The organism is Aeromonas sp. R4-1, assembly GCF_040908325.1.
Taxonomy (GTDB): Bacteria; Pseudomonadota; Gammaproteobacteria; order Enterobacterales; family Aeromonadaceae; genus Aeromonas; species Aeromonas veronii.
This window is the reverse complement of the sequence record NZ_JBFODM010000038.1, coordinates 109,908-132,905: the sequence shown is the minus strand read 5'-3', so window position 1 is coordinate 132,905 and position 22,998 is coordinate 109,908. Positions and strand designations below refer to the sequence as shown.

General features: G+C 59.6%; 19 protein-coding genes. 13 read left to right on the top strand and 6 right to left on the bottom strand.

Going from position 1 to position 22,998, the window contains the following annotated elements; translation table 11 throughout:
- Positions 1–46: 46 nt before the first annotated feature.
- The 5 genes from AB5Y90_RS06145 (at position 47) to AB5Y90_RS06125 (ending at position 4,550) form a co-directional block, all read left to right on the top strand.
- The gene (locus tag AB5Y90_RS06145) at positions 47–868 is read left to right on the top strand and encodes an AraC family transcriptional regulator (protein ID WP_368166680.1); all 822 of its coding nucleotides are present in this window, start codon (positions 47–49) and stop codon (positions 866–868) included.
- A 40-nt stretch (positions 869–908) separates the two neighbouring features.
- Complete coding sequence (locus AB5Y90_RS06140) at positions 909–1,544, top strand: LysE family translocator (RefSeq protein ID WP_368166679.1); 636 nt, start codon at positions 909–911, stop codon at positions 1,542–1,544.
- Positions 1,545–1,601: 57 nt separating this feature from the next.
- The gene (locus AB5Y90_RS06135; protein WP_201909348.1) at positions 1,602–2,732 is read left to right on the top strand and encodes a PotD/PotF family extracellular solute-binding protein; all 1,131 of its coding nucleotides are present in this window, start codon (positions 1,602–1,604) and stop codon (positions 2,730–2,732) included.
- Between the two features lie 390 nt (positions 2,733–3,122).
- On the top strand, positions 3,123–3,779 hold the full coding sequence (locus AB5Y90_RS06130) for a DUF3313 domain-containing protein (RefSeq protein WP_368166678.1): 657 nt from the start codon (positions 3,123–3,125) through the stop codon (positions 3,777–3,779).
- A 258-nt stretch (positions 3,780–4,037) separates the two neighbouring features.
- Positions 4,038–4,550 carry a cupin domain-containing protein gene (locus tag AB5Y90_RS06125; RefSeq protein ID WP_368166677.1) on the top strand — a complete coding sequence of 171 codons (513 nt, stop codon included), beginning with the start codon at positions 4,038–4,040 and terminating at the stop codon, positions 4,548–4,550.
- A gap of 101 nt (positions 4,551–4,651) precedes the next feature.
- Here AB5Y90_RS06125 and AB5Y90_RS06120 read toward each other — a convergent pair whose 3' ends face one another.
- The gene (locus tag AB5Y90_RS06120) at positions 4,652–5,152 is read right to left on the bottom strand and encodes a DUF1993 domain-containing protein (RefSeq protein ID WP_368166676.1); all 501 of its coding nucleotides are present in this window, start codon (positions 5,150–5,152) and stop codon (positions 4,652–4,654) included.
- A 311-nt stretch (positions 5,153–5,463) separates the two neighbouring features.
- Here AB5Y90_RS06120 and ydfZ point away from each other — a divergent pair, with 311 nt between their 5' ends.
- The 3 genes from ydfZ (at position 5,464) to AB5Y90_RS06105 (ending at position 8,004) form a co-directional block, all read left to right on the top strand.
- Positions 5,464–5,661, top strand: a complete 198-nt coding sequence (gene ydfZ / locus AB5Y90_RS06115; protein WP_005342516.1) for a putative selenium delivery protein YdfZ — start codon at positions 5,464–5,466, stop codon at positions 5,659–5,661.
- Between the two features lie 277 nt (positions 5,662–5,938).
- Positions 5,939–6,469: a transposase gene (locus AB5Y90_RS06110; RefSeq protein WP_368166675.1), complete on the top strand. Its 531-nt coding sequence runs from the start codon at positions 5,939–5,941 to the stop codon at positions 6,467–6,469.
- Between the two features lie 245 nt (positions 6,470–6,714).
- Positions 6,715–8,004 (top strand): hypothetical protein, encoded by a 1,290-nt coding sequence (locus AB5Y90_RS06105; RefSeq protein ID WP_368166674.1) that lies wholly within the window; start codon positions 6,715–6,717, stop codon positions 8,002–8,004.
- Positions 8,005–8,114: 110 nt separating this feature from the next.
- Here AB5Y90_RS06105 and uvrD read toward each other — a convergent pair whose 3' ends face one another.
- Positions 8,115–10,286: a DNA helicase II gene (gene uvrD, locus AB5Y90_RS06100; RefSeq protein ID WP_368166673.1), complete on the bottom strand. Its 2,172-nt coding sequence runs from the start codon at positions 10,284–10,286 to the stop codon at positions 8,115–8,117.
- Positions 10,287–10,793: 507 nt separating this feature from the next.
- On the opposite strand from uvrD, the gene AB5Y90_RS06095 reads away from it, so the two are divergent.
- The 4 genes from AB5Y90_RS06095 (at position 10,794) to AB5Y90_RS06080 (ending at position 15,529) form a co-directional block, all read left to right on the top strand.
- On the top strand, positions 10,794–11,792 hold the full coding sequence (locus tag AB5Y90_RS06095; RefSeq protein ID WP_368166672.1) for a BMP family protein: 999 nt from the start codon (positions 10,794–10,796) through the stop codon (positions 11,790–11,792).
- A gap of 85 nt (positions 11,793–11,877) precedes the next feature.
- On the top strand, positions 11,878–13,443 hold the full coding sequence (locus tag AB5Y90_RS06090; protein WP_368166671.1) for an ABC transporter ATP-binding protein: 1,566 nt from the start codon (positions 11,878–11,880) through the stop codon (positions 13,441–13,443).
- Positions 13,443–14,561 carry an ABC transporter permease gene (locus AB5Y90_RS06085; protein WP_368166670.1) on the top strand — a complete coding sequence of 373 codons (1,119 nt, stop codon included), beginning with the start codon at positions 13,443–13,445 and terminating at the stop codon, positions 14,559–14,561. Before AB5Y90_RS06090 ends, AB5Y90_RS06085 begins: the two co-directional genes overlap by 1 nt.
- Positions 14,562–14,563: 2 nt before the next feature.
- Complete coding sequence (locus AB5Y90_RS06080; protein ID WP_368166669.1) at positions 14,564–15,529, top strand: ABC transporter permease; 966 nt, start codon at positions 14,564–14,566, stop codon at positions 15,527–15,529.
- 266 nt (positions 15,530–15,795) lie between these two features.
- Here AB5Y90_RS06080 and AB5Y90_RS06075 read toward each other — a convergent pair whose 3' ends face one another.
- Positions 15,796–17,787, bottom strand: a complete 1,992-nt coding sequence (locus AB5Y90_RS06075; RefSeq protein ID WP_021230729.1) for a bifunctional 2',3'-cyclic-nucleotide 2'-phosphodiesterase/3'-nucleotidase — start codon at positions 17,785–17,787, stop codon at positions 15,796–15,798.
- Between the two features lie 348 nt (positions 17,788–18,135).
- Here AB5Y90_RS06075 and AB5Y90_RS06070 point away from each other — a divergent pair, with 348 nt between their 5' ends.
- The gene (locus tag AB5Y90_RS06070; RefSeq protein WP_368166668.1) at positions 18,136–19,077 is read left to right on the top strand and encodes a hypothetical protein; all 942 of its coding nucleotides are present in this window, start codon (positions 18,136–18,138) and stop codon (positions 19,075–19,077) included.
- Positions 19,078–19,158: 81 nt separating this feature from the next.
- On the opposite strand, the gene mgtE is transcribed toward AB5Y90_RS06070, so the two are convergent.
- From mgtE to nirC, 3 genes are all read right to left on the bottom strand, one after another.
- Entirely contained in the window at positions 19,159–20,583 is a 1,425-nt protein-coding gene (gene mgtE / locus AB5Y90_RS06065) for a magnesium transporter (RefSeq protein WP_368166667.1), read from the bottom strand.
- 146 nt (positions 20,584–20,729) lie between these two features.
- A complete protein-coding gene (gene cysG, locus AB5Y90_RS06060; protein ID WP_368166666.1) occupies positions 20,730–22,130 on the bottom strand; it encodes a siroheme synthase CysG in 1,401 nt (466 codons plus the stop codon).
- Between the two features lie 12 nt (positions 22,131–22,142).
- Positions 22,143–22,955, bottom strand: coding sequence for a nitrite transporter NirC (gene nirC / locus AB5Y90_RS06055; RefSeq protein WP_368166665.1), 813 nt, complete (start codon positions 22,953–22,955; stop codon positions 22,143–22,145).
- Positions 22,956–22,998: the final 43 nt, after the last annotated feature.

The window sequence follows — 22,998 nt, the reverse complement described above, 5'->3', positions numbered from 1 at the left end:
CAATAATCTACAAGCTTTCAGCTTGTTTGCGGTGTATCTATAACCCATGAATACCACCGATTCCCTCATCCGCTACTGGCAATCCCCGCACCTGCCGGGGGTCGAGCTGTCGCACTCTCACCACAGGGTGTTCAGCTACGGCCGCCATGTCCATCTCGACTACCATATCGGGCTGGTGCAGCGAGGTTGCCAGAAGTTTATCCACAAGGGGAACAGTCACCATCTGGTGCGCGGGGTGCTCTCTACCGTCAACCCGGACGAGGTGCATGACGGCCTCAGCCTGCTGCCGGAAGGGTACGAGGTACGGGTCTTCGCCATCGATCCGCAGCAGCTGGCGCTCTGGCTGCCGGAGCAGCCGGAACCCTTCTTCGACAAGGGATTGCAGAGCCGCCCCGACCTCTATCAGGGCTTTGCCCAACTGCACGGCTATCTCGACAACCCCAAGGCTGATGGCCTGCTGATCGAGAGCCAGCTGCTCGCCCTGCTGGGGGAGCTGCTGCATCTGGCCCCCGAGGTGCACCAGCTGGCCGATCCCCAGTTGCGATTCCTGCGCGACTATCTGATGGCCGCCCTCGACGAGCCCCACTCGCTGGAAGAGCTGGCGGGGCTGCTCGGGCTCGACCGTTTCGCCTTTCTGCGCCAGTTCAAGAAGCGCAGCGGCATGACCCCCTACGCCTGGCTGAAGCGGCTGCGACTGGAGCAGGGCAAGCGGCTGCTGGCGAGCGGCATGGCGGTGAGCGAGGCGGCGCTGGCGGTCGGCTTCTTCGATCAGAGTCACTTCCACCACGGCTTTCGCCAGGCATTCGGTCTGACACCCGCCGAATTTCGTGCCCAGATGCAATCTTTTACAAGCCGCGCCCCCCGCTGATCCGCCATGCTGGCTCCCCGTCGTTAAAGCGAGAGTTGTTATGCTGACCAGTCTGTTCGTTACCCTCGGCCTGATGCACCTGATTGCACTGGCCAGCCCCGGCCCCGATTTTGCCCTGATCCTGCGCACCAGCCTGCACCGGCCGACCGCCCTTGGCGCGGCGCTGGGGATCTCGTTGGCTATCATGGTGCACGCCACCCTCAGTCTGACCGGCATCAGCATGCTGATCGCCAACAACCCCATGCTGTTTATGGTGATCAAATGCGGCGGTGCCCTCTATCTGGGCTGGCTGGGCTGGGGGGCCCTGATGGCGGCCCGCCAGCAGAGCAGTACCGTGATGGCCAGCACCGCCAACGAGCTGCGCGGCTGGGGCAGGGGCGTGCGCACTGGCCTTGCCACCAATCTGCTCAACCCCAAGGCGCTGGTGTTCTTTATCGGTCTGCTGGCTGCCATGGTGACGCCAGAGGTGGATGGAATGACCCGCAGCCTGCTGGTGGGCGAGCTCTTCATCATCTCCCTCTGCTGGTTCGGGTTGCTGGCGTGGAGCCTCTCCACCGATCGTGCCCAGCGCCTGCTGCTGCGGGTGCAGCGGCCACTCAATCTGGTGACCGGCGTGCTGTTTGCGGTGGTCAGCCTCTCCATTCTGGCGAGCATGAGGGCCGAGCTGGTGGCCTGACGAGTGGGCGCATGGGCCTATACTCCAACAAGGTTTACCTGTCAGGAGTGCCCGGCCATGCGTCTACTGCCTCTTTGCTGGTTGTTGGGGATGACCCCGGCGCTGGCGGCCCCGGTTCAGCTCAAATTGCTGGAGTGGGGCTATCTGCCAGCGGGTTATGAACAGCAGTTTGCCGACTACGCCAACGCCCATGGGGTGGAGGCGACGGTCAGCCGGATCGAGCCGCTGCTGACCGATTTCGACAGCGTCTACCGCTCCCTGCGCACCCGCAGCGCCGATGTGGTGCTGCCGACCAGCTACTTCTACAAGGCCCATCACCAGCCGCTGTTCAAGCTGCTGCTACCCATCGATTTCAGCCGCCTGCAGCACTACGCCGAGGTGAAGCCTGCCCTCAAGAACACCGAGTATGACAAGCAGGGGGAGCACAACTACTCGGTGCCCTTCTCCTACGCCATGTTCAGCCTCGCCTATGACAGCAAGCAGGTGCCGCAAGCGCCCACCAGTTGGCAGGTACTTGCCAACAGCTCGCCGTCGGGCCAGTTTGCCGAGTTCTGCGACCAGTTCGAGCCGCTGCTCTTTTCGGTGCTGCTCTCCCTTGGCAAGTCGCCCGCCCTGTTTGCCAGCGGCGAGATGCTGGCCGACAAGACCTTGCAGCAAGAGGTGGAGCAGCAGCTCTCGCAGCGGCTGCGAGCCAGTCGCGGCTTCTGGTTCAATCAGGCCAACCGCTGTGAGGATCTGCGCCAGCAGACCTTTGCCACCACCTGGGGGCTGGAGCTGGTGGAGTGCAACAAGCAGAACGAGCAGCAGTGGCGGATCGCCATGGTGCAGGAGGGGGCCATCTATGCCCTCGATGCGATCTCTATCGCCCGTCATGTCGGCGATGATCCCGCTCGGCTCAAGGCCGCCTACCTGCTGGTGGATTTTCTGCTGAGCGCACCGCTGCAGCGCCAGATGCTGGTAGGCACGCCCACCATCTCGGCCAGCAATATGGCCTCCCGGCCGCCCCTCAGCCCGCAGGAGCAGGCGGTGCTGCCGGATCGCCCGCTGCCGGAGTTTGACGAGCGGCTGCTGGTGCCCGCGTTGCCCGCCCATATCAAGAATCGCTACAAACGGATGGTGCAGCAGGCGATCGTCGCCAGCGGCAAAGAGGGACTGGTCAAGCAGTGCCCCTGGGATCTCGATAACTGATGAATGAGCCTGCCGCTTCTTCGGCGGCAGGCAAGTTTGCGCAAGATGGCTGATGATCGGTCATCGCCCGTTCCAGGGCATTCCCCCGTTCAACTCACGCCGCTCGCGGGCTCGCATCGTTTGAAAAAACTGAGCGCTTTCCGCAGCCCCATTTAGCCGGATTAAACAACCGAACCCTCGCCAGATTGCCGTTCGTACCCTGGCTGACCCTGTACAAAAGTGCCTCAATTGTGACAACTTGGATGTGAGCTGAACAATCCTGATCTGTCCCTTGTGGGAAGGTGATGAATAGGTTATTTCTCTGTGACATTGGCGGCATCCGGCACGGGTTCTCCAGCCATGTGGTGCGAAATCCACAGCAAAAACAAACAGTAAAATGCAGGAGCAAATATGAAAAAGGTCGTGATGATTGCCGTGGCTGCGGCCCTGCTGGGTGGTTGCGCCGTCAAGAATCAGGTATCCCACAGCTTGCAGGCGATCCCGCTGACAGCCTTCCAGCAGAGCGAGAGCAACCCCAATCAGCGCGTCTACAAGGAGCCGGGCGTTGACCTGCGCCAATACAATGAGGTGCTGCTCGATCCGCTGCAGTTTATCCGGCAGGAGAATGGTCAGTGGTATCTGCTGACCGCCAACGAACAGAACCAGATTGGCCGCTACTACCACGACAAGTTCCAGAGCGAGCTAATCAAGCAGGGCGTCAAGATCGCCACCGCCCCCGGCCCGAAAGTGATGCGGATCCAGGCCGCCGTCACCAACTTCGACCTGACCCGCCCCGACCCCAAGCTGCGTGACCTGCTGCCGGCCAAGATCGCCATCAACGTCACCCGCGAAGTGATCGGCAAGGAGCCCTACCTGCTCAAGGTGGGCAGCATGGCCCAGCTGCTCGACTCCCGGAGTGGCAAGCTGCTGGTGCGGGTGATGGATGCCCGCGAGAGTCAGGATACCACCCACAAGGATGAGCCCATCACCGCCGGGGAGATGGAGAAGATGATCGACCAGTGGGCGGCCAGCCGCGCCAAACAGCTGGCGGATAATCTTGGGAAATAAGAGCGGAAATTAGCCTCAGTGCAGACAGATCGAGAGAGGGAGCCAGCGGCTCCCTCTTTTTGTCTCTATTTTTGTCCGCACCACATGCCGCTGGCATGGCCGTTCAGCCCTTGCCGAATGGGGAATCGACCCGTTGCCGAGTCCGCCGCCACACCATCCGCTGTGCAACGGGCCGACCGATTTCTGCTTTTCTCGCCCGCATTCAGGCAGTTAGGATGACCCCTCCCGTGACAACATCCTCATAGAAAAGGAACCGCTATGACCCGCCACCCCTGCATCAAACACTGGAGCGAGCTGCAAGAGCAGACGCCGCGCTACTACTCCGGCAGTCAGGAGCCCCTTTCTCGCGGTTGCGCCCTCGGCAAGCACTTCGGCTTTAGCCGCATCGGCATTCACCACGAGATTGTCGAACCCGGCCATCGCACCAGCTGGCCCCATGCCGAAAAGACCGAGGATGAGTTCGTTCACGTGCTGGAAGGGGCGCCGGATGTCTGGCTCGATGGCGTGCTCTATCGGCTGCAACCGGGGGATTCGGTGGGTTTCAAGGCCGGTGACGGACTGGCCCACGCCTTTATCAACAACACCGAAGAGGCTGTCCGCCTGCTCTGCATTGGCGATACCGATCGGGAGGACAACCGCATCCACTACGCCGTGCATCCCGAGCGCAATATCACCCTCGGCAAGCTGCACTGGGATGATGTGCCCGAGCGCGAGCTGGGGGATCACGACGGCCTGCCCGACAAGCTGCGCGAGCGCAACGGCCCCTTCTAGGGCGCAGCCCTTCTGCGCACCAGATCTGCACCACCCGATATAAAAAAGCCTGCCGCGTGGCAGGCTTTTGCTATCTGTTTGCCGCCAGTGGCGTGCAGCGCTTATTGCAGGTTGAGCCCGCCCAGATAGTCGCGCTTGCCGAGATCGACCCCGGCTTGGCGCAGCAGGGCGTAGGCCATGGTGAGGTGGAAGTAGAAGTTGGGAATGCCGTACTCATGGACGCAGGTATGGCCATCCATCCCCTTGCCGCCCGCCCAGTGGGGCACGTAACGCCCGCTGGCGTACTGGCTGTAGTCTGCCTCCAGCTTGCCCTGCAGATAGGTGATGGTCTTGCCGATATGGGCGCGCAGATCCGCGATCGTTTTAGGGTCATCACCCAGCACCGGCGGCTCGCTGTGGCTGGCGGTGGCGACCACGGCGCGGGCCGAATCGCAGCAGATCAGCACCTGCTTGGACAGCGGCAGCATATCGACGATCAGCCGCTCGCCGAAGAAGTTCTCCACGTTGAACTGCTTCGCCGCGGCGTGGGCCTCGGCCTTGGCCAGACAGTGGTCGAGGTTGGTCAGCATCTTGATAAACTGGGCGGTAATGTCGCGATTCATGAGCACTCTCCATCTTGTTGAAACAGCGGCCCGCTTGCGCGGCCACAGTGAATGAGACTGGCTAATCGGCCACCAATATACCCCAACCGCTGCCGGGTTCGAGCCCGCCACGATGAAAAGGGCAGGGGGGCGCTACTTCGCGCGACAACCGCTGGCCAAGCGGCCATGCTCGCTTTTTGAACCTGTGAGTCCCTTATCGCCCCTTTTTTGATCTGTGACATAAATCACCTTTTTTCAGGGGCGTAGGCTGAATGTCGTTGTCCTGGACACAAGCCTGTGCATCCGCCAGGACACAAGAAAAGGAGAATGAGATGAAGATCTATGACCGTAACCGCAATGTGCTGAACCTGGGTCAGCGCGTGATGATTGCCGCCACCGGCGCAGTCGACTTTCTGAAAGAGGCCCACACCGACAATATGACCCCCTATCAGGCGGAGCATGAGAAGTGCGTGCTGCTGGCAAACTCCGGTGAGCGCTACGCCCCCATCGAGTTGATTAGACTAGGCTGATCCCTTTCTCTGTCACCCTACTCTTTACAATTCACCCGGCCGCCGCGCCCCATCTGGCGGCCGGGTTTCTGATTTCCCCTCTTTGCTTTACCCACCTTTCTATTGCAATGCTTCAAGCCGGTTTGAGTTGCCATGTAGGTTCGATTAGCGAAGCGTAATCGGACGATCGCGTAATCGAACAATCTCGTAATGGAACATCCGCATCATCACGGCCCGCAAGCAGATCGAAGTGAGGCAAGGCTATGCTTGGCTTTTCGGCCTCAACGAGGAGGACAGGATGGCCAATTGGCGGCGGGCATGGTGGCCCGGAGGAACCTGGTTCTTTACCGTCAACCTGCTGGAGCGGCGCAACAACCGGTTGCTGGTGGAGCAGATTGACCTGCTGCGCCGCAGCGTTGCCAAGGTGCAACAGGCTCACCCCTTCGCCATTCACGCATGGGTGGTGTTGCCCGACCATCTCCACTGCATTCTCTCTTTGCCGGAGGGGGACACCGATTTCCCCCTGCGTTGGCGGCTGATCAAAAGCCACTTTTCCCGCGCCCTGCCGGTCAATGAGCGGCGCAACCAGACCCGGCTACGCCACGGGGAGCGGGGCATCTGGCAGCGCCATTATTGGGAACATCTGATCCGGGATGAGCAGGATTACCGCCACCATATGGATTACGTCCATATAAACCCGCTCAAGCATGGTCATGTCACACGGGTGGCCGATTGGCCGTATTCCACCTTCCATCGTTATGTGGCGAGTGGCGTCTATCCGCAGGATTGGTGCGGGTCGGTGGCTGGGGTGTTGGGGGGATTGGAGTAGACCTCTAAAAGGGTTGCTCCGTTGTTAGCGTCCGATTACGCGAACGTCTTACGCGATCGTCCGATTACGCTTCGCTAATCGAACCTACGGCCCTTCAATTAAAGAAACCGGCGTAGCTTCACCAGCTACGCCATCTACTAAAAGATCGATGTCACAGATTTTATGTAAATATATCATAAGATTAGGCGTGTTTTTGTTACATTAACAATCAGAAATTAAAACTTATTTTGCCGATGGGAGTGAGAGTGGGAATATTAGAGGATATATGGAGTTCCATTAAAGGTAATGCCAGAATAAGGGTTAAAGACCCTATAATTGGCACCTTTATTTTCTCTTGGTGTATATGTAACTGGGATAAGTTGGCAACCCTCTTTTTAGGAACAGCCTCAATTGATGAAAGAATAAAATACATGGTTGATACCATGCACATCACAAATCTACTTTATGATGTAGATCTGATAATCCTTCCATTAATGCTGACGATATTATATCTGTTTGTATTTCCACATTTATCACTATGGGTAAAACAAAAACAGAATGCCGTTATTTTATCACAGCACAAACAAGCTATAGAATTGGATATTAACCAGGCAAAGGCTCAGAAACAACTTAACAAAGTCAGGCTTAGAGCAAATCCTGAAAAAGAGTTTCTTACTCAAGAAATTGAAATGGATCTTCAAGAGGAGATGCGGAAAAGTGAACGCCGTAACAAGATAATGGAATATATAGATTTAAAGACAAAAAACAAACGTGCAGAGTTGGAAATAAAAAGTTCTCAGGCAGAGAAGTTACGTGTCGAGCTTGAAGTGAAAAAACGACAAGAGGACACAGAAAAAATGAAATTTGAAAGGCAAGCCGCAATTCATAGGGCAACGTTAGCTTCAAATCGCTTTCCTATCTTGTATCAATGGATGAATTTGCTTTCAAATAGCATCCAACAAGATGGCGTGACCATGAGCCTTAGTGGATTAACTAACACTATCGCTGCCATGTTTGGGTATGACACCATAGATATGCTGATCAATGATAAAAATTTCAACAACTCAAAGTTAGATGAAATAAAATTCATCTATCACGATTCAGTATATTTGGCTGATAAGCTTAGCAATATAGCAAGTGCTGAAAATGACAATGAAGAAATAATATCTGGAGAGTTACTTTTTGATCATGTTCAGATGATATTGGAGGGTTTCAACATAGATTTGTTATCTGCTGATGAATTAGCGGAAAAGATATGTGATATGGTCAATGAAACAAGTTATGACATTCTTAATAGTGAGGAATTATCAGGCCCAATGGCTGAGACTGACACTATATTTGATGACCTAGAGATAGCCGTCGATAGTTTTAAATTTAATGACGGATTTGAAGTCTCAATGAGTGGTTATGCTAGCGGTCATCATCGAAAAGAAGATGATGTTCTCGGTCGAGAATTGTCAGTTAATATAATCGCTAGTTGTACACCACAGATAGGTAGATTCGGTTTGTCAGATTACAAATTAACTATTAGTGGATCGCCTAGAGATTATGAGTGAGTTAGCAACTTTGGATTTTTCTTATAAATAAAAATTCTTGCATAAGAAAGCTATGATATATAAACCAACCCGGCCTAAGCCGGGTTGGGTGTATCAAAAGGCGGAAGAAATCAAAGCGCTTCCAATCTGGCATACGCCGTCACCAGCCACTTGGCGCCGACGTCGTCGAACTGGATCTGCACCCGACTCTGCTGGCCGACCCCTTCGAAGTTGAGTACCACCCCCTCCCCGAATTTCGGATGGAGCACCCGCTGGCCGAGCTTGATGCCGCTGGCGTCAAAGCTCTGCTGCACCTCGTTCTGGCTAAAGCGACCGTACTGGGTGGGGCGGCTGACCTGAGTGCGCAGCCGGATCTCTTCCAGACACTCGGCGGGCATCTCGCGGATAAAGCGGCTCGGCTTGTGGAACATCTCGCGGCCGTAGATGCGGCGGCTCTCGGCATAACAGATGTAGAGCTTCTCCATGGCGCGGGTCATGCCGACGTAACAGAGGCGGCGCTCCTCCTCCAGCCGGCCCGACTCCTCGGTGGATTGCTGGCTGGGGAACATGCCTTCCTCGACGCCGACCAGCAGCACCAGCGGGAACTCCAGCCCCTTGGCGCTGTGCAGGGTCATCAGCTGCACCGCGTCGGCATATTCGTCCGCCTGATTCTCGCCCGATTCCAGCGCCGCATGGGCGAGGAAGGCGGAGAGATCGCTCATGTCTTCCAGCTCGTCCGGGCGCTGGTACTGGCGGCAGGCGGTGACCAGTTCGTCCAGGTTCTCTACCCGCGCCTGGGATTTCTCGCCTTTTTCCGCCAGATACATGGCCTTGAGGCCGGAGTTCTGGATGGCGATATCCGCCTGCTGGTGCAGCGGCAGCATGGCGACCTGCTCCTCCAGCGCATCGATGAGATCTACAAAGCCGCGCACCGCGTTACCGGCGCGACCGGTCAGCACCTTGTCATTGAGCAGGGCCTTGGCCGATTGCCACAGGTTGAGCCCCTGATCCCGGGCGTTGCCGCGCAGGATCTCGAGGGTGCGATCGCCGATGCCGCGGGTCGGGGTGTTGACCACCCGCTCGAAGCTGGCGTCGTCGCCACGGTTGTTGATAAGACGCAGGTAGGCCATGGCGTCTTTAATCTCTTGCCGCTCGAAGAAGCGCAAGCCGCCGTAGATGCGATAGGGCATGGCGTCCTGCATCAGCGCCTCTTCCAGCACCCGCGACTGGGCGTTGGAGCGATAGAGGATGGCGCAGTCGGCCAAGAGGCCGCCCTTTTCCTTCCAATCCTTGAGGCGGCCGACCACGAAGCGCGCTTCGTCCACCTCGTTGAAGGCGGCGTACAGCGAAATCGGCTCGCCCTCGGCCCCTTCGGTCCACAGCTCCTTGCCAAGGCGCTCGGCGTTATTGGCGATGACGCTGTTGGCGGCTTTGAGGATATTGGCGGTGGAGCGGTAGTTCTGCTCGAGGCGGATGGTCTCGGCCCCCTGATAGTCGGTCAGGAAGCGCTGGATGTTCTCGATCTTGGCGCCGCGCCAGCCGTAGATGGACTGGTCATCGTCGCCGACGATCATCGCCTTGCCGCTGTTGCCCGCCAGCATCCGCAGCCAGGCGTACTGGATGCCGTTGGTATCCTGAAACTCGTCCACCAGGATGTTCTGGAAGCGGTCGCGGTAGTGCTCGAGGATGTGCGGCTTGTTGAGCCACAGCTCGTGGGCGCGCAGCAACAGCTCGGCAAAATCTACCAGACCGGAGCGATCGCAGGTCTCCTGATAGGTCTTGTAGATCTGCTGATAGGTGCGGGTGACGGGATCGCCGTAGAGGTCGATGTCGCCGGGGCGCAAGCCCTCGTCCTTCTTGCCGTTGATGTAGCTCATCACGGCGCGCGGGGCCCAGTGCTTCTCGTCGAGGTTGAGCGCCTTGATGACGCGGCGAATGAGGCGGTACTGGTCGTCGGAGTCGAGGATTTGGAAATCCTGCGGCAAGCCCGCATCCAGATGGTGGGCGCGCAGCAAACGGTGGGCGATACCGTGGAAGGTGCCGATCCACATGCCGCGCACGCCGTCACCGATCACTTTCTCGACCCGGCCGCGCATCTCGGCCGCCGCCTTGTTGGTAAAGGTGACCGCGATGATGGAGAAGGGTGAACAGCGTTCCACCTGCATCAGCCAGGCAATGCGGTGCACCAGCACCCGGGTCTTGCCCGAACCGGCACCGGCCAGCACCAGCAGATTGCTACGGGGCGCCGCAACGGCATCTCTTTGCTTGTCGTTGAGCCCGTCGAGCAGGGTTGAAACGTCCATCACCACTCCTGTTTATTTATACAGGCGGGGATTATACGGCCATCCCCCCTGCCAGACCAAATCCAAACTCGGGGGAGGGGGCGAGATGGGGGCTTGCAGGGGAGTCGGTGCGGCCAATTTTGGCTGGCGCAGAGAGAACGGGACGGGGAGGTCTCCAGCTGTAGCCAATACTTGCTCGCGCGGTTTGTGGGGATTTTGAGAGCCGGATCACGGGCTTGCCGGGGGGCTGGATGAATAACAGGGGAAAACGGTTTACAGTAACTTGCTGAACAATAAGAGAAATGTCGTTTGGGTCTTTTGGTTGTTAGCATAAAAAACTGAAAAGTAGCTAAAAAACAACTGCTTATAAGGTTATTTGCTTAGAATTCAAACCGTTAACGCAAACGTTTTTCCCTTATCATTTGCTTGACCCGCATCGGGGCTGACTTAGAGTAAGCCTGCGTGCTAGATAGCCTGCTCTGACAGGCAAGCAAGTTCCCTCACTTAATAACAATCAAGGATACGATCGTGACTAAAGTGCTCAAGCTGGCCACCGTGGCCTCCCTCACTCTCGCTGCTCTCTCTGCTCAGGCTGCTTCCGAGCCAGCCGTCATTTATGACACAGCGGGCAAGTATGACAAATCATTTAACGAAGCCGTGTTCCGTAACGGCGTCGAGCTCTACAACAAGGACAAGGGCGTCAAGGTCAAAGAGTTTGAACCCCAGAACGAAGCCCAGCGCGAGCAGGGTCTGCGTCGTCTGGCCAGCCGTGGCAACGGCCCGATCGTGGCGGTCGGTTTCAACATGGGTTCTGCGGTAGAGAAGGTTGCGACCGAGTTCCCGAAAACCCAGTTCACCATCATCGACATGGAGGTCGACAAGCCGAACGTCCAGTCCGTCATCTTCAAGGAGCATGAAGGTTCCTTCCTGGTGGGCGCGCTGGCTGCCATCGCTTCCAAGAGCGGCAAAGTCGGCTTCGTGGGCGGCATGGATATCCCGCTGATCCGCAAATTCCAGTGCGGTTACGAGCAGGGTGCCAAGTTCGTCAATCCGAAGATCGAAGTGTTCCAGAACATGGCGGGCTCTACCCCGGCCGCGTTTGCTGACCCGGCCAAAGGTGCCGAGCTGGCCAAGTCCCAGTTCGCCAAGGGCGCTGACGTGGTTTATGCCGCAGCTGGCGGTACCGGTATCGGTGTCTATCAGGCAGCCAAGGACAGCGGCAAGTTCGCCATCGGTGTGGACTCCAACCAGAACCACCTGCAACCGGGCACCATGCTGACCTCCATGGTCAAGTCTGTGGGTCTGGCCGCTTACCAGACCTGGGATGACGCTGCCAAAGGCGAGTGGAAGCCGGGTATCAAGAACCTGGGTCTGGCCGAAGGCGGTGTGGATTGGGCGCTCGACAAGGACAACGAGAAGCTGATCACCCCGGAAATGAAAGCCAAGGTAGATGCCATCAAGGCTGAAATCATCGCTGGCAAGGTCAAGGTTCATGACTACATGAGCGATAACACCTGCAAATACTAATTAGATAGTTGCTACGACTCTCAACGCACCACCGGCCCGCACGGGCCGGTTTTTAGTCTTATTTCATGAAACGCAGGGCTGCATCATGGACCAGACAGATCGCTATGCCATCGAATTAAGAGGTATCGATAAGCGGTTCGGCGAAGTGTACGCCAACAAGCTGATCGACCTTAAGGTTCGCAAAGGCAGTATCCACGGCATTGTCGGCGAAAATGGCGCCGGTAAGTCCACCCTGATGAGCATCATTTATGGTTTCTACCATGCCGACAAAGGCGAGATGCTGATCGACGGGAATCCTTTCAAACCCCATGGCTCACAAGATGCGATTGCCGCAGGGGTGGGCATGGTTCACCAGCACTTCATGCTGGTCAACAACTTCACCGTATTGGAAAACGTCATCCTCGGCGCTGAGAACGGCTGGCACCTTCAGCAGAGCGTGGCGTCAGCCGAAAAGCTGCTGGGCGAACTGGCGCGGGATTATGGCCTCGACGTGCCGTTGCACGAGAAGGTCGAAGATCTGCCGGTGGGTTTGCAACAGCGGGTTGAAATTCTCAAGGCGCTCTATCGCGGCGCCCGCATCCTGATCCTCGACGAGCCGACCGGAGTACTGACCCCGCAAGAGGCGGATCACCTGTTCGAGGTGCTGAAAAAGCTGCGGGATCAGGGGGCAACCATCATCCTTATCACCCACAAGCTGCGGGAGATCCTGGCCATTACCGATCAGGTCTCCATCATGCGCCGTGGCGAGATGGTGGCCCACGTCGCCACCAAGGATACCGACAAGGAGCAACTGGCCGAACTGATGGTGGGCCGCAAGGTGCGCCTCAAGGTCGACAAGGGGCCAACCCAGCCCGGTGAAGCCAAGCTGAAGATCGAAGGGCTCAGCTACGTCGACGCCAGCAAGGTGGAGCGGGTCAAGTCCGTCAGCTTCGAGGTGCGGGCCGGTGAAGTGGTCGGCATCGCCGGGGTCTCCGGCAACGGTCAGTCCGAACTGCTCAGTTTGCTTGGCGGTATTCTCAAGCCGAGCAAGGGCAGCTTTACCATCAGCAGCCGCAGTGGCGTGCACAAGGTGAGCGCGGATCACCCGGCTGATCCCGAGCTGGTGCGCAACTACGGCCTCGGCCATGTGCCGGAAGATCGCCACAAGATGGGGCTGATCAACCGCTTCGAGGCGAAAGAGGCCTTTATTCTCGGTTATCACCGTCGCCCGCAATACAACAAGGGGTGGCTGCAGAACAAGGAGGCGATCCAGCAGGATTGCCAGGCCAAGATGGAGAAGTGGGACGTGCGCCCGCCCCATCCCGATCACAAGACCGCCAACTTCTCCGGTGGCAACCAGCAGAAGCTGGTGATCGCCCGTGAAGTGGAGCAAGACCCGGATGTGCTGTTGATCGGCCAGCCGACCCGCGGGGTTGACATCGGCGCCATCGAATATATCCACCAGCAGATCATCGCCATGCGCGACAAGGGCAAGGCGGTGCTGCTGGTCTCGGTGGAGCTGGACGAGATCATGAGCCTCGCAGACCGGATTCTGGTCATTGCCGATGGTCGCATTGTCGGCGAGCTGGATGGTGCCAAGGCGGATGAGCGCACCATTGGTCTGATGATGGCGAACATAGTGCCGGACGAAGTTGCTAAGGAGGCCCACTGATGAGCCAAGTACGTATTCCTGCCTGGGTCTCCGTAGGCGTCTTGTCTGCGGTCAACATCCTGCTGGCCTTCCTGGTGTCGGCCATCCTGTTCTACTACCTCGACATCAACCCGGTCGATGCCGCCAAGATCATGTGGTACGGCGCGTTCGGCACAGGTGAAGGGGTCGGCTTCACCCTCTACTACGCAACCGGCTTTATCTTTACCGGTCTGTCGGTGGCGGTCGCCTTCCACGCCGGTCTGTTCAATATCGGTGGTGAAGGTCAGGCCTATATCGGCGGTCTCGGTGTCGGTCTGGTCTGTCTGATGCTCGGCGATGTGCTGCCGTTTGCCCTGCTGTTGCCGCTCTCCATCATTGCCGGTGGTCTGTTCGGTGCGGCCTGGGCCTTTATTCCGGCCTGGCTGCAAGCCAAGCGCGGCAGCCATATCGTGATCACCACCATCATGTTCAACTTCATCGCCGCCTCGCTGATGGCCTATCTGCTGGTGGAGGTGTTCAAGCCGCCCGGCTCGATGGCGACCGAGAGCAAGGTGTTTGCCGAAGCAAGCTGGCTGCCCAAGATGAGCGGGCTGGCGAACCTGTTCGGGATGGAGATCCCTAACAGCCCGCTCAATATCAGCTTCTTCTGGGCGCTGATCTGTGCGGCGCTGGTGTGGGTCTTTATCTGGCACACCCGCTGGGGTTACGAGATCCGCTCGGTCGGCGCCAGCCAGAGCGCCTCCGCCTATGCCGGTATCTCCTATCCCAAGGTGGTGCTCCTGGCGATGGTCATCTCCGGCATGCTGTCGGGCTTCTTCGCCCTCAACGTGCTGCAGGGTGAGCTGCACCAGATCAAGCTCAACTTCGTGGAAGGGTTCGGCTTCACCGGTATCGCGGTGGCGCTGATGGGGCGCAACCATCCGGTGGGCGTCATCATCGCCAGCCTGCTGTTCGGTTTCCTCTATCAGGGGGGCGCCGAGCTCAGCTTCGAGTTTGGTGTCGACCGCAACATCGTGGTGGTGTTGCAGGGTCTGGTGATCCTGTTCTGTGGCGCCCTTGAGCACATGATGCGTCCGCGCATCGAGCAGCTCTATCTGGCGTTTGCCAACCGCTCAGCCGCGCAAGCTAAAGGAGTCTGATCATGTTTGAAATTCTGATCCTGATGCTGGATGCGACCATCCGTACCGCGCCGCCGCTTATTCTGGCCGCCATGGCGGGCATGTTCTGCGAGCGCTCCGGGGTGGTCAACATCGCGCTGGAAGGCAAACTGCTGGCGGCGGCGTTCGCCAGTGGTGCGGCGGCGGCGGTCTTCGGTTCTGCCTGGATAGGTCTGGGTGCCGGGGTGGGTGTCTCCATCCTGTTTGCCCTGATGCACGGTTTTGCCACCATCACCCATCGCGGAGATCAGGTGGTGAGCGGCATGGCCATCAACATTCTGGCGGCCGGTCTGACCGTCACCCTGGGCCGTTACTGGTTCGATCAGGGTGGCCAGACTCCGGCACTCTCCGGTGATGCCCGTTTCGCCCCCATCGATCTGCCCTATGCCAAGGAGCTGTGGGATGTGCCGGTGATCGGCCAGCTCTACAGCGAGCTGCTGAGCGGCCACTCCCTGCTGGAGTACGTGGCGTTCGCCTGCGTACCGCTGGCCTGGTGGGTGATGTTCCGTACCCGCTTCGGTCTGCGTCTGCGTGCGGTGGGCGAGGCGCCCGCAGCGGTCGATACCGCCGGTATCTCTGTGGTGCGGATGCGCTATACCGCGCTCCTTATCGGCGGCCTGCTGGCCGGTATCGGTGGCACCTATCTGGCGGTGGCCCAGACGGCCCAGTTCATCCCCAACATGAGTGCGGGCAAGGGCTTTATGGCGCTGGCGGCGCTGGTGTTCGGCAAGTGGCGTCCCTGGAATGCCATGGCCGCCTGTCTGCTGTTCGGCTTCCTTGATGCGGTCGCTATCCGGCTGCAAGGGGTGAGCATCGGTGGCTTCGCCATTCCGGTGCAGGCCATCGAGGCTCTGCCCTACATCCTGACCGTGTTCCTGCTGGCCGGTTTTATCGGCCGAGCGGTGGCCCCCAAGGCACTTGGTACACCTTATGTGAAGGAGCGGGAGTAGCGCCCTCTATCGCGATACTCCCACCCACGCAAATAACTGCAGGCCCACTTCGGTGGGCCTGTTTTTTTATGGGCGGGATAGGGCAGACCAGCCGGGAGCTGGATGGTTCGACAGAGGGTGACAATGGCGTGAAGGGATAAATGGGCTGCGCGAGTTGCCGCAGGTCGTGGTTGGCGTACAGGCGCTGACCCCCTTGTCAGCTCCATCAAAAACCCCCTCGTATCAGGAGGGGGTTACAGAGGTTATTGCCGGATTAACCCTGAGGCTCAGGGTGCCAGCACCAGCTTGTAGACACCAAAGCCGGGGTGTTTGGCATCGGTGGGCGGCAGCGTCTCCACATAGTTCAGCTTGCCACCGGTCAGGGCTTGCGCCTCGCTGCGTGGCGAGCTGTAGATGCGCAGATCCAGATTGGCAGGCAGGGGGGCCAACTGCCAGTTGTTGTCTGCCGGGGGCTCGAAACCGGCCGGATTCTTCTCTGCCAGATCCTTGAGGTATTCGGAGAGCACTTCGCGGGTTTCGAACTGATCTTCATGGACGATCACCTTGGCGTTGATGCCCGGGAAGTTGCCACCACCGCTGGCGCGGTAGTTGTTGGTCACCACGTAGAACATCTGGGCCGGGTCGATCGCCTTGCCCTGATAGGTCAGGTTGGTGATGCGATAGCTGTCGCTCACCTTGTTGCCATCCACATCGTAACGGGCGGGTTTGGTCACATCGACCTGATAGTTCACCCCGTCGATCACGTCGAAGTTGTAGGTGCGGTACTTCTCGTTCACCAGCCACTGGGTCGCGGTACTGGCGGCATCGATCTTGTTGAACTGGACGGCGCTCTTCTCCAGCCACTCCTGTACGGTCGCGCCATTGATGGCGACCACCTGCAGGGTGTTGGGGTAGACATAGAGGTCGGCCACGTTGCGCAGGGAGATATCGCCAGCCGGTACATAGGTGAAGTCGGTCGGGCCGTTGCGACCGCCACGGAATGGCGCGGCAGCGGAGAGGATGGGCCATTTCTCCTTGAGCTGACCATCCTGTTGCAGCTTCTTGGCATGCCACAGCTGGGCGTCGCTGACGATCTGGATGGAGGGGTCATCCTGCACCAGCGCGAAGAAGCTGTGGATCGGCTTGGTGATCTTGCTGAGGGGCTCGTCCAGCCACTGGTTGGCCTGCTCGTGCTCGGCAATGACCTGATCGACTACCGCCTGATCTTCGGTGCTGCTGGCGCTGCTGTCGATCTTGCGCAGCTGGGACTGGCTGGAAGCCACTTCCCAGCGACCCTCTTTCCAGGTCATGTGCAGGTCGATGATGCCGAGGTGGTTACCCCAGACGCCCGGCATCACGGTCGGTACGCCCGCCAGGGTGCCTTTCTCGTTGTCCACGTCGGTCATGTTGGGGTAGTCGCCCGGGAAGGTGCGGTGGGCATGGCCCAGCAGCAGGGCATCGACCCCTTTCACCTTGGCCAGCGGCAGGGCGGCGTTCTCCATCATGGGTTCGCGCGGGTCACCGATGATGCCGGTGTGGGCCACGACCACGACGATGTCAGCGCCCTTGGCGCGGATTTCGGGCACATAGTGCTCGGCGGTCTCGACCATATCGGCCACCACCACCTTGCCCTCCAGATTGCGCTTGTCCCACTGGGTGATCTGGGGCGGGGTCAGGCCCAGCACCCCGACCTTGATGGTCTGGGTATTGCCGTTGGCATCCTTCACCTGACGATCCAGCACCACATAGGGTTTGAACTTCTGCTTGCTCCAGTCGATGGTGCCCTTGCCATCACGGCTGAAGGCATCGGCCTGGAAGACGTTGGCGTTGATGTAGGGGTAGTTGGCCCCTTTCAGGGTCTCTGAGAGGAAGTCGAGACCGAAGTTGAATTCGTGGTTACCCAGGTTGCCGACATCATAGCTCATGGTGTTGAGCGCCTTGATGGCGGGGTGGGTTTGCTTGCTCAGCCACTGCTGTTTGACCTGCTGGTCGTGGATATAGTCCGCCAGCGGGGTGCCCTGGATCAGGTCGCCGTTGTCGATCAGCAAGTTGTTGGCGTTCTCTTCGCGGGCCTTGCGGATCAGCACAGCGGTGCGGGCAAAGCCCAGCGAGGCATCCGGCTTGTTCTGGTAGTAGTCGTAGCTCAGTAGGTTGGAGTGGATATCAGAGGTTTCGATCAGCCGCAGGGTGAGATCACCGGGGGCCTGAGAGTTGTTGTCATCACAGCCGGACAGCAAAAAGATAACTGCCACCGCGCTCAGTTTGAGGGTGGTTTTCATTGTTGGATTCTCTTGTTATGGGTATGCCAGCGTGGTGCATTCTATCGACAGCAAAAGAATCCGATTGTGAGCAGGCTGGCAATTCGGGCTAATTACCCTCCTGTCAATAGAGTTATAACTCTGATTTTCATCTGTTTTTTCGGGTCGCGACCCTCGCTGCTTTTCTGCCGTGAGTCACCCTGTCGTCACCGCAGTGCGGTCGGGGCAAGCTGCGCGGCCTGCCGTTCCTGCGAGGCTGTAATGGTTGGTTACAGATCTCCATTCGACTGATAGATGACCTTTCCCTTAAATTCAGCGGCGATTGATTGCATCTAAAAATTACAAAGCGACAGCAAGGAATAAAACCTCATGAAAATGCACAACAAAGCGCTGCTGGCCATCGCCTGCGCTGCGGCCCTGTCTGCCTGTGACAGCGAAAAAGCTGCCAACAGCATTGCCAAGCGGGTGCCGCTGGCTCTGCCGGAGGCGGGTCTTTACCAAGCGAATCTGATGAGCCGCGACGGCGACAAGGCGACGCCGCGCATGATCAAGGATCTGGATGGTCTGGCGCTGGTCTACCCGAAGGGTGAAACCGTGCAGTACTGGGGTGTCTGGGTGGATCATCAGGTGGGCAAGGTCGAGACCAACAGCCAGTGGCTGGGTCAGGCTGACCAGAAAGCCGACAAAGACGGGATCTACCCGGTGCAGTTGATCCGCAACAGCGAGCGGCTCGGCACCAGCACGGCGCTCAGCTCGGTGACCAACGACCACAACCTCATCACCTTCCAGGATCAGCCGGTCATCGATCTGCAGGGCAAGGAGATCAAGCGCTGGGTTTTTGATTTCACCCGAACCGGCACCAAGTTCTCCGACAACTCCCCCATCTATTCCGGTTTCAGCGGTCATGTGGCGGTGACGGCCCTGACCACCAAAGCGGTGACCACGGCCAGCTGGAGTGCCACGGGCAGCGATGGCTTCAGCAGCGACATGGTGGGCAAGGTGGATACCACCAACAACGGCGGCAAGCTGACGGTGGCGATCGAGTTTCCGGCGGCAGGTTGTACGCTGGTGGGCGAGGGGAGTGCCACTGCCGGGTTGAGCAAGCTGACCATGACCGGGTTTGGCAAGTGCAACTTCAAGCAATCCGCTGCCGCCACGCCGATCGAAAACCTCTGGAATGCCGCTCTGGCCCGGGCGATGGATAACAGCGTTGCCTATGTCACCACCTTTACCGCGGATGCCAAAAAAGAGGCGCTGGTCATCGGCTTCCCCGACACCAATGGCTTGCTGATCACCGCTGACAAGCGATAAGCAACCCAACGGCAGGGGCGGGCAAACGCGCCTGAAACAACAAGGGAGCCAGTGGCTCCCTTGTTGTTTTCAACGCACGGTTTACAGCAGGAACAGGGTCGCCAGCCCGAGGAAGATAAAGAAGCCGCCGGTATCGGTGATGGCGGTGATCATCACGCTGGCACCGACTGCCGGGTCGCGGCCGAGTCGGGTCATGGTCATGGGGATGATGACTCCCATCAGGGCGGCCACCAGCAGGTTGAGCATCATGGCCAGGGTCATCACGGCGCCGAGCGCCGCATCCTGATAGAGCAGATAGGTGGCAATGCCCATGGTGCCGCCCCACACCAGCCCGTTGATGAAGGCGACCCCGAGTTCCCGCAGCAGCAGGAAGGAGAGGTTGCCCGCCTGAATGTGCTGCAGCGCCAGCGCCCGCACTATCATGGTGATGGTCTGGTTGCCGGTGTTGCCGCCGATCCCGGCGACGATGGGCATCAGGGCCGCCAGTGCCACCAGTTGGGAGATGGTGTGCTCGAACAGGCCGATCACCCGCGAGGCGACAAAGGCGGTGCAGAGGTTGATGGCAAGCCAGGCCCAGCGGGTCTTGACCGCCTTGGAGACCGGGGCGAACACGTCTTCATCCTCGCTGATACCCCCCATCCGGCGCAGGTCGGTGTCACTCTCCTCATAGACCAGATCCACCACCTCTTCGACGGTGAGGCGGCCCATCAGCTTGCCCTTGCCATCCACCACGGCGGCGGAGAGCAGGTCATCCCGCTCGAAGGTGCGGGCCGCCGCTTCGTCGTTATCCTCCGGATCGAAGGTGACCGGATCCCGCTCCATCACGTCGCTCACCAGGGTGGCGGGTTTGTGCAGCAGCACTGTGGTAAGAGCCAGCTCCCCCAGCAGGTGGTTGCGCCGATCGATGACGAACAGCTTGTCGGTGTTGGCGGGGATCTTGCCGCGCAGCCGCAGATAGCGCTGCACCGTGGCCAGACTCACCTCGGGGCGGATGGTGATGATCTCGAAGTCCATCATGGCGCCGACGGTGTGCTTGCCGTAGCGGATCACCTCCCGCACCCGATCCCGGTCGGCGGGGGCCATATAGGTGAGGAGCCGCCCCATCAGGTTGCGCGGCAGGTACTGGCCCAGATAGATCTGATCGTCGATATCCAGGGTACGCAGGGCGTGCAGCAGCTCCTTGTCGCTCATCCCGCTGATAAGGCTGTCCCACACCGTCTCCGACGCTTCGACCAGGGTCTGGCCGCGCTTCTCTTCCTCCACCAGTGCCCACAGGGCATGACGTTCATCGGGCGGCAGCGATTCCAGCGCATCGGCGACGTCGGCGGCGGGCAACCCGTTGACCAGTGTGGTGAGTTCGCTGGTCTGATCGCGCTGCTCGGCATCCTGCACCACCTGCGGGTCGAGCAGGCTGTCGGTGAGGGCGTCATCGCGCAGCAGCAGGGTGAGAATGCGGGATCTGTCATCCGCGCGCTGCCGGGCGCTGTTCTTGATGGGAAGAGACATGGGATGAATTCCTGAGATGGTAGCCAAGGGCTCAATGCCCATAGGATACCAGACTTAAAACAACAGGTTATGACCGTGATGGGAGAAGAGGGAGGTAAAAGTGAGGCCACCTGCTGGTGGCCTCATGGTGAGTTGCCGAGGCTCCCTCAGGCGAGGGCTCGCTGGCGCTGCGGGGCCTGGCCAAACCAGGCGAGCTGGTCGGCCAAAGTGACCACCGAGCCCACCATGATGAGCGCCGGGCTCTCGACCCCCACCGCCAGCGCGGGTAGCTCATCGAGAGTGCCGCGAATGACCCGCTGGCAGGGTTGGGTGCCGCGCTCGATCAGCGCCACCGGGGTGTTGCCTGCTTTGCCGTGGGCCAGCAGCAGCTCGCGGATGGTGGCGCAGGATGAGAGCCCCATGTAGAACACCAGCGTCTGTTTGTCCTTGGCGAGTAGCGGCCAGTCGAGATCCCGGGCGCCCCCCTTGCCGTGGGCGGTGACGAAGCGCACGCTCTGGGCGTGATCGCGGTGGGTCAGCGGAATACCGGCGTAGGCGGCGCAGCCGCTGGCCGCAGTGATCCCCGGCACCACCTGAAAACCGATGCCGCTGCCGACCAGCGTCTCCAGCTCCTCGCCGCCACGGCCGAAGATAAAGGGGTCGCCCCCCTTGAGCCGCACCACCCGTTGCCCCTTCTGCGCCTCCTCCAGCAAGAGCTGGTTGATCCCCTCCTGCGGCACGCAGTGGTTGCCCGCCTGCTTGCCGACGAAGATGCGCTTGGCATCCCGGCGCACCAGGGCCATCACCTCGTCGGAGACCAGCCGGTCATAGACCACCACGTCCGCCTGCTGCATCTGGCGCAGGGCGTGCAGGGTGAGCAGGCCCGGATCGCCGGGACCGGCACCCACTAGCACCACTTCGCCAGCACTCTGGCTTTCGTCGGCAAACAGGTTGTCGGCCAGCTGGTGGGCAGAGGCGCTATCCCCCCGCGCCAGCGCCTGCCCGAGCCGATCCGCCCCGAGCAGCCGCTCCCAGAAGCGGCGCCGCTCGCCCATGCTGGCGAAGCGGGCCTTGACCCGCTCCCGCAGGCTGCCGGCGAAGGCCGCCACGGCCCCCAGATGTTGCGGCAGCAGGGCTTCCAGTTTTTCCCGCAGCAAGCGGGCCAGCACAGGCGCCTTGCCGCCGGAGGAGATGGCCACCATCAACGGCGAGCGATCGATGATCGATGGCATGATGAAGCTGGAGCGTTTCGGGTCGTCCACCACGTTGGCAAAGATCCGCGCCCGGTTGGCGCTCTGGTAAACCAGCGCATTCACCTCGCGCCGATCGGTTGCTGCCACCACCAGCCACTTGCCCGCCAGTTGTTCCGGCACAAATTCACCGGCCAGCCACTCGATGTTGCCATTGGCAGCCAGTTCCGCCAGCTCGGGGTCGAGCTCGGGCGCCACGACGGTGAGGCGAGCACCGGCATCCAGCAGCAGGCGCGCCTTGCGTTCCGCTACCTCGCCGCCGCCGACCAGCAGCACGGGTTTGTTGTCGAGTCGGCAAAAGATGGGCAAGTAGTCCATGGGGCCTCCGGATCAGGCGGTTCGGGTCTGGTTGGCGGTGCTGGTGGTCTCGCTCACTGCAACCGGGCGTTCAGCTTTCGGGGTGGCATACCAGTAGCCGAGGCCCATAAAGAGGACGCCGGAGACGGTGTTGCCCAGGGTCACCCACAGCAGGTTGTGGCCGATGCCGCCCAGGGTGTAGGCCTCGGAATGGGCGCCAAACCAGGAGAGGGCGAACAGGGTCATGTTGGCGATGGAGTGCTCATAGCCGGAGGCGATAAAGGCCAGCAGGCACCACCAGATGGCGATGAAGCGGGCGGCCCCTTCGGTGCGCAGCGCCATCCAGATGGCGAGGCAGACCAACCAGTTGCAGAGGATCCCCTTCATAAACAGGGTCAGCGCCGGGGCCTGGGTCTTGGCCAGCGCCACCTTGTGGGCCAGACTGCCTGCGTCCGGCAGCAGGCTGCCGCCGTAGGAGTAGATGAGCGCCACCACGATGGAGCCAATCAGGTTGCCGACCCAGGTCTGCGGCAGGATGCGCAGCAGGTCGGCCATGGTGATCTTGCCCGTCTTCACCCCGAAGGTGAGGAACATGGTGTGGCCGGTAAACAGCTCGGAGCCGGCGATGATCACCAGCGTCAGGGCGATGCCGAAGGTGGCACCCATCACCAGCGGTCGGATGCTCGGATCCACCAGATTGCCGAGGGTGAAGATGAGGATGATGCCGAGGCCCACATAGGCCCCCGCCATGGCGGAGCTGAGCCAGAAGCCGAGCTTGTCGCTGCGCTCGAAGCGGTTGATGCGGGCCGCGTTGGCGGCGCACTTGTTGATGGTTTCCGTGTACATCTTGTGAGTCCTTGAAAGGGCTGCCCTCTGGCAGCCCGAAAGA

Bases quoted from the DNA above. Each gene is read 5' to 3' on its own strand.
- AB5Y90_RS06130 (WP_368166678.1), top strand. From the start codon at position 3,123: ATGAAAAAGGTCGTGATGATTGCCGTGGCTGCGGCCCTGCTGGGTGGT.
- AB5Y90_RS06085 (WP_368166670.1), top strand. From the start codon at position 13,443: ATGAGCCAAGTACGTATTCCTGCCTGGGTCTCCGTAGGCGTCTTGTCT.
- uvrD (WP_368166673.1), bottom strand. From the start codon at position 10,286: ATGGACGTTTCAACCCTGCTCGACGGGCTCAACGACAAGCAAAGAGAT.
- AB5Y90_RS06075 (WP_021230729.1), bottom strand. From the start codon at position 17,787: ATGAAAACCACCCTCAAACTGAGCGCGGTGGCAGTTATCTTTTTGCTG.
- mgtE (WP_368166667.1), bottom strand. From the start codon at position 20,583: ATGTCTCTTCCCATCAAGAACAGCGCCCGGCAGCGCGCGGATGACAGA.
- AB5Y90_RS06135 (WP_201909348.1), top strand. From the start codon at position 1,602: ATGCGTCTACTGCCTCTTTGCTGGTTGTTGGGGATGACCCCGGCGCTG.
- AB5Y90_RS06125 (WP_368166677.1), top strand. From the start codon at position 4,038: ATGACCCGCCACCCCTGCATCAAACACTGGAGCGAGCTGCAAGAGCAG.
- AB5Y90_RS06120 (WP_368166676.1), bottom strand. From the start codon at position 5,152: ATGAATCGCGACATTACCGCCCAGTTTATCAAGATGCTGACCAACCTC.
- AB5Y90_RS06090 (WP_368166671.1), top strand. From the start codon at position 11,878: ATGGACCAGACAGATCGCTATGCCATCGAATTAAGAGGTATCGATAAG.
- cysG (WP_368166666.1), bottom strand. From the start codon at position 22,130: ATGGACTACTTGCCCATCTTTTGCCGACTCGACAACAAACCCGTGCTG.
- nirC (WP_368166665.1), bottom strand. From the start codon at position 22,955: ATGTACACGGAAACCATCAACAAGTGCGCCGCCAACGCGGCCCGCATC.
- AB5Y90_RS06080 (WP_368166669.1), top strand. From the start codon at position 14,564: ATGTTTGAAATTCTGATCCTGATGCTGGATGCGACCATCCGTACCGCG.
- AB5Y90_RS06145 (WP_368166680.1), top strand. From the start codon at position 47: ATGAATACCACCGATTCCCTCATCCGCTACTGGCAATCCCCGCACCTG.
- AB5Y90_RS06070 (WP_368166668.1), top strand. From the start codon at position 18,136: ATGAAAATGCACAACAAAGCGCTGCTGGCCATCGCCTGCGCTGCGGCC.
- AB5Y90_RS06110 (WP_368166675.1), top strand. From the start codon at position 5,939: ATGGCCAATTGGCGGCGGGCATGGTGGCCCGGAGGAACCTGGTTCTTT.
- ydfZ (WP_005342516.1), top strand. From the start codon at position 5,464: ATGAAGATCTATGACCGTAACCGCAATGTGCTGAACCTGGGTCAGCGC.
- AB5Y90_RS06140 (WP_368166679.1), top strand. From the start codon at position 909: ATGCTGACCAGTCTGTTCGTTACCCTCGGCCTGATGCACCTGATTGCA.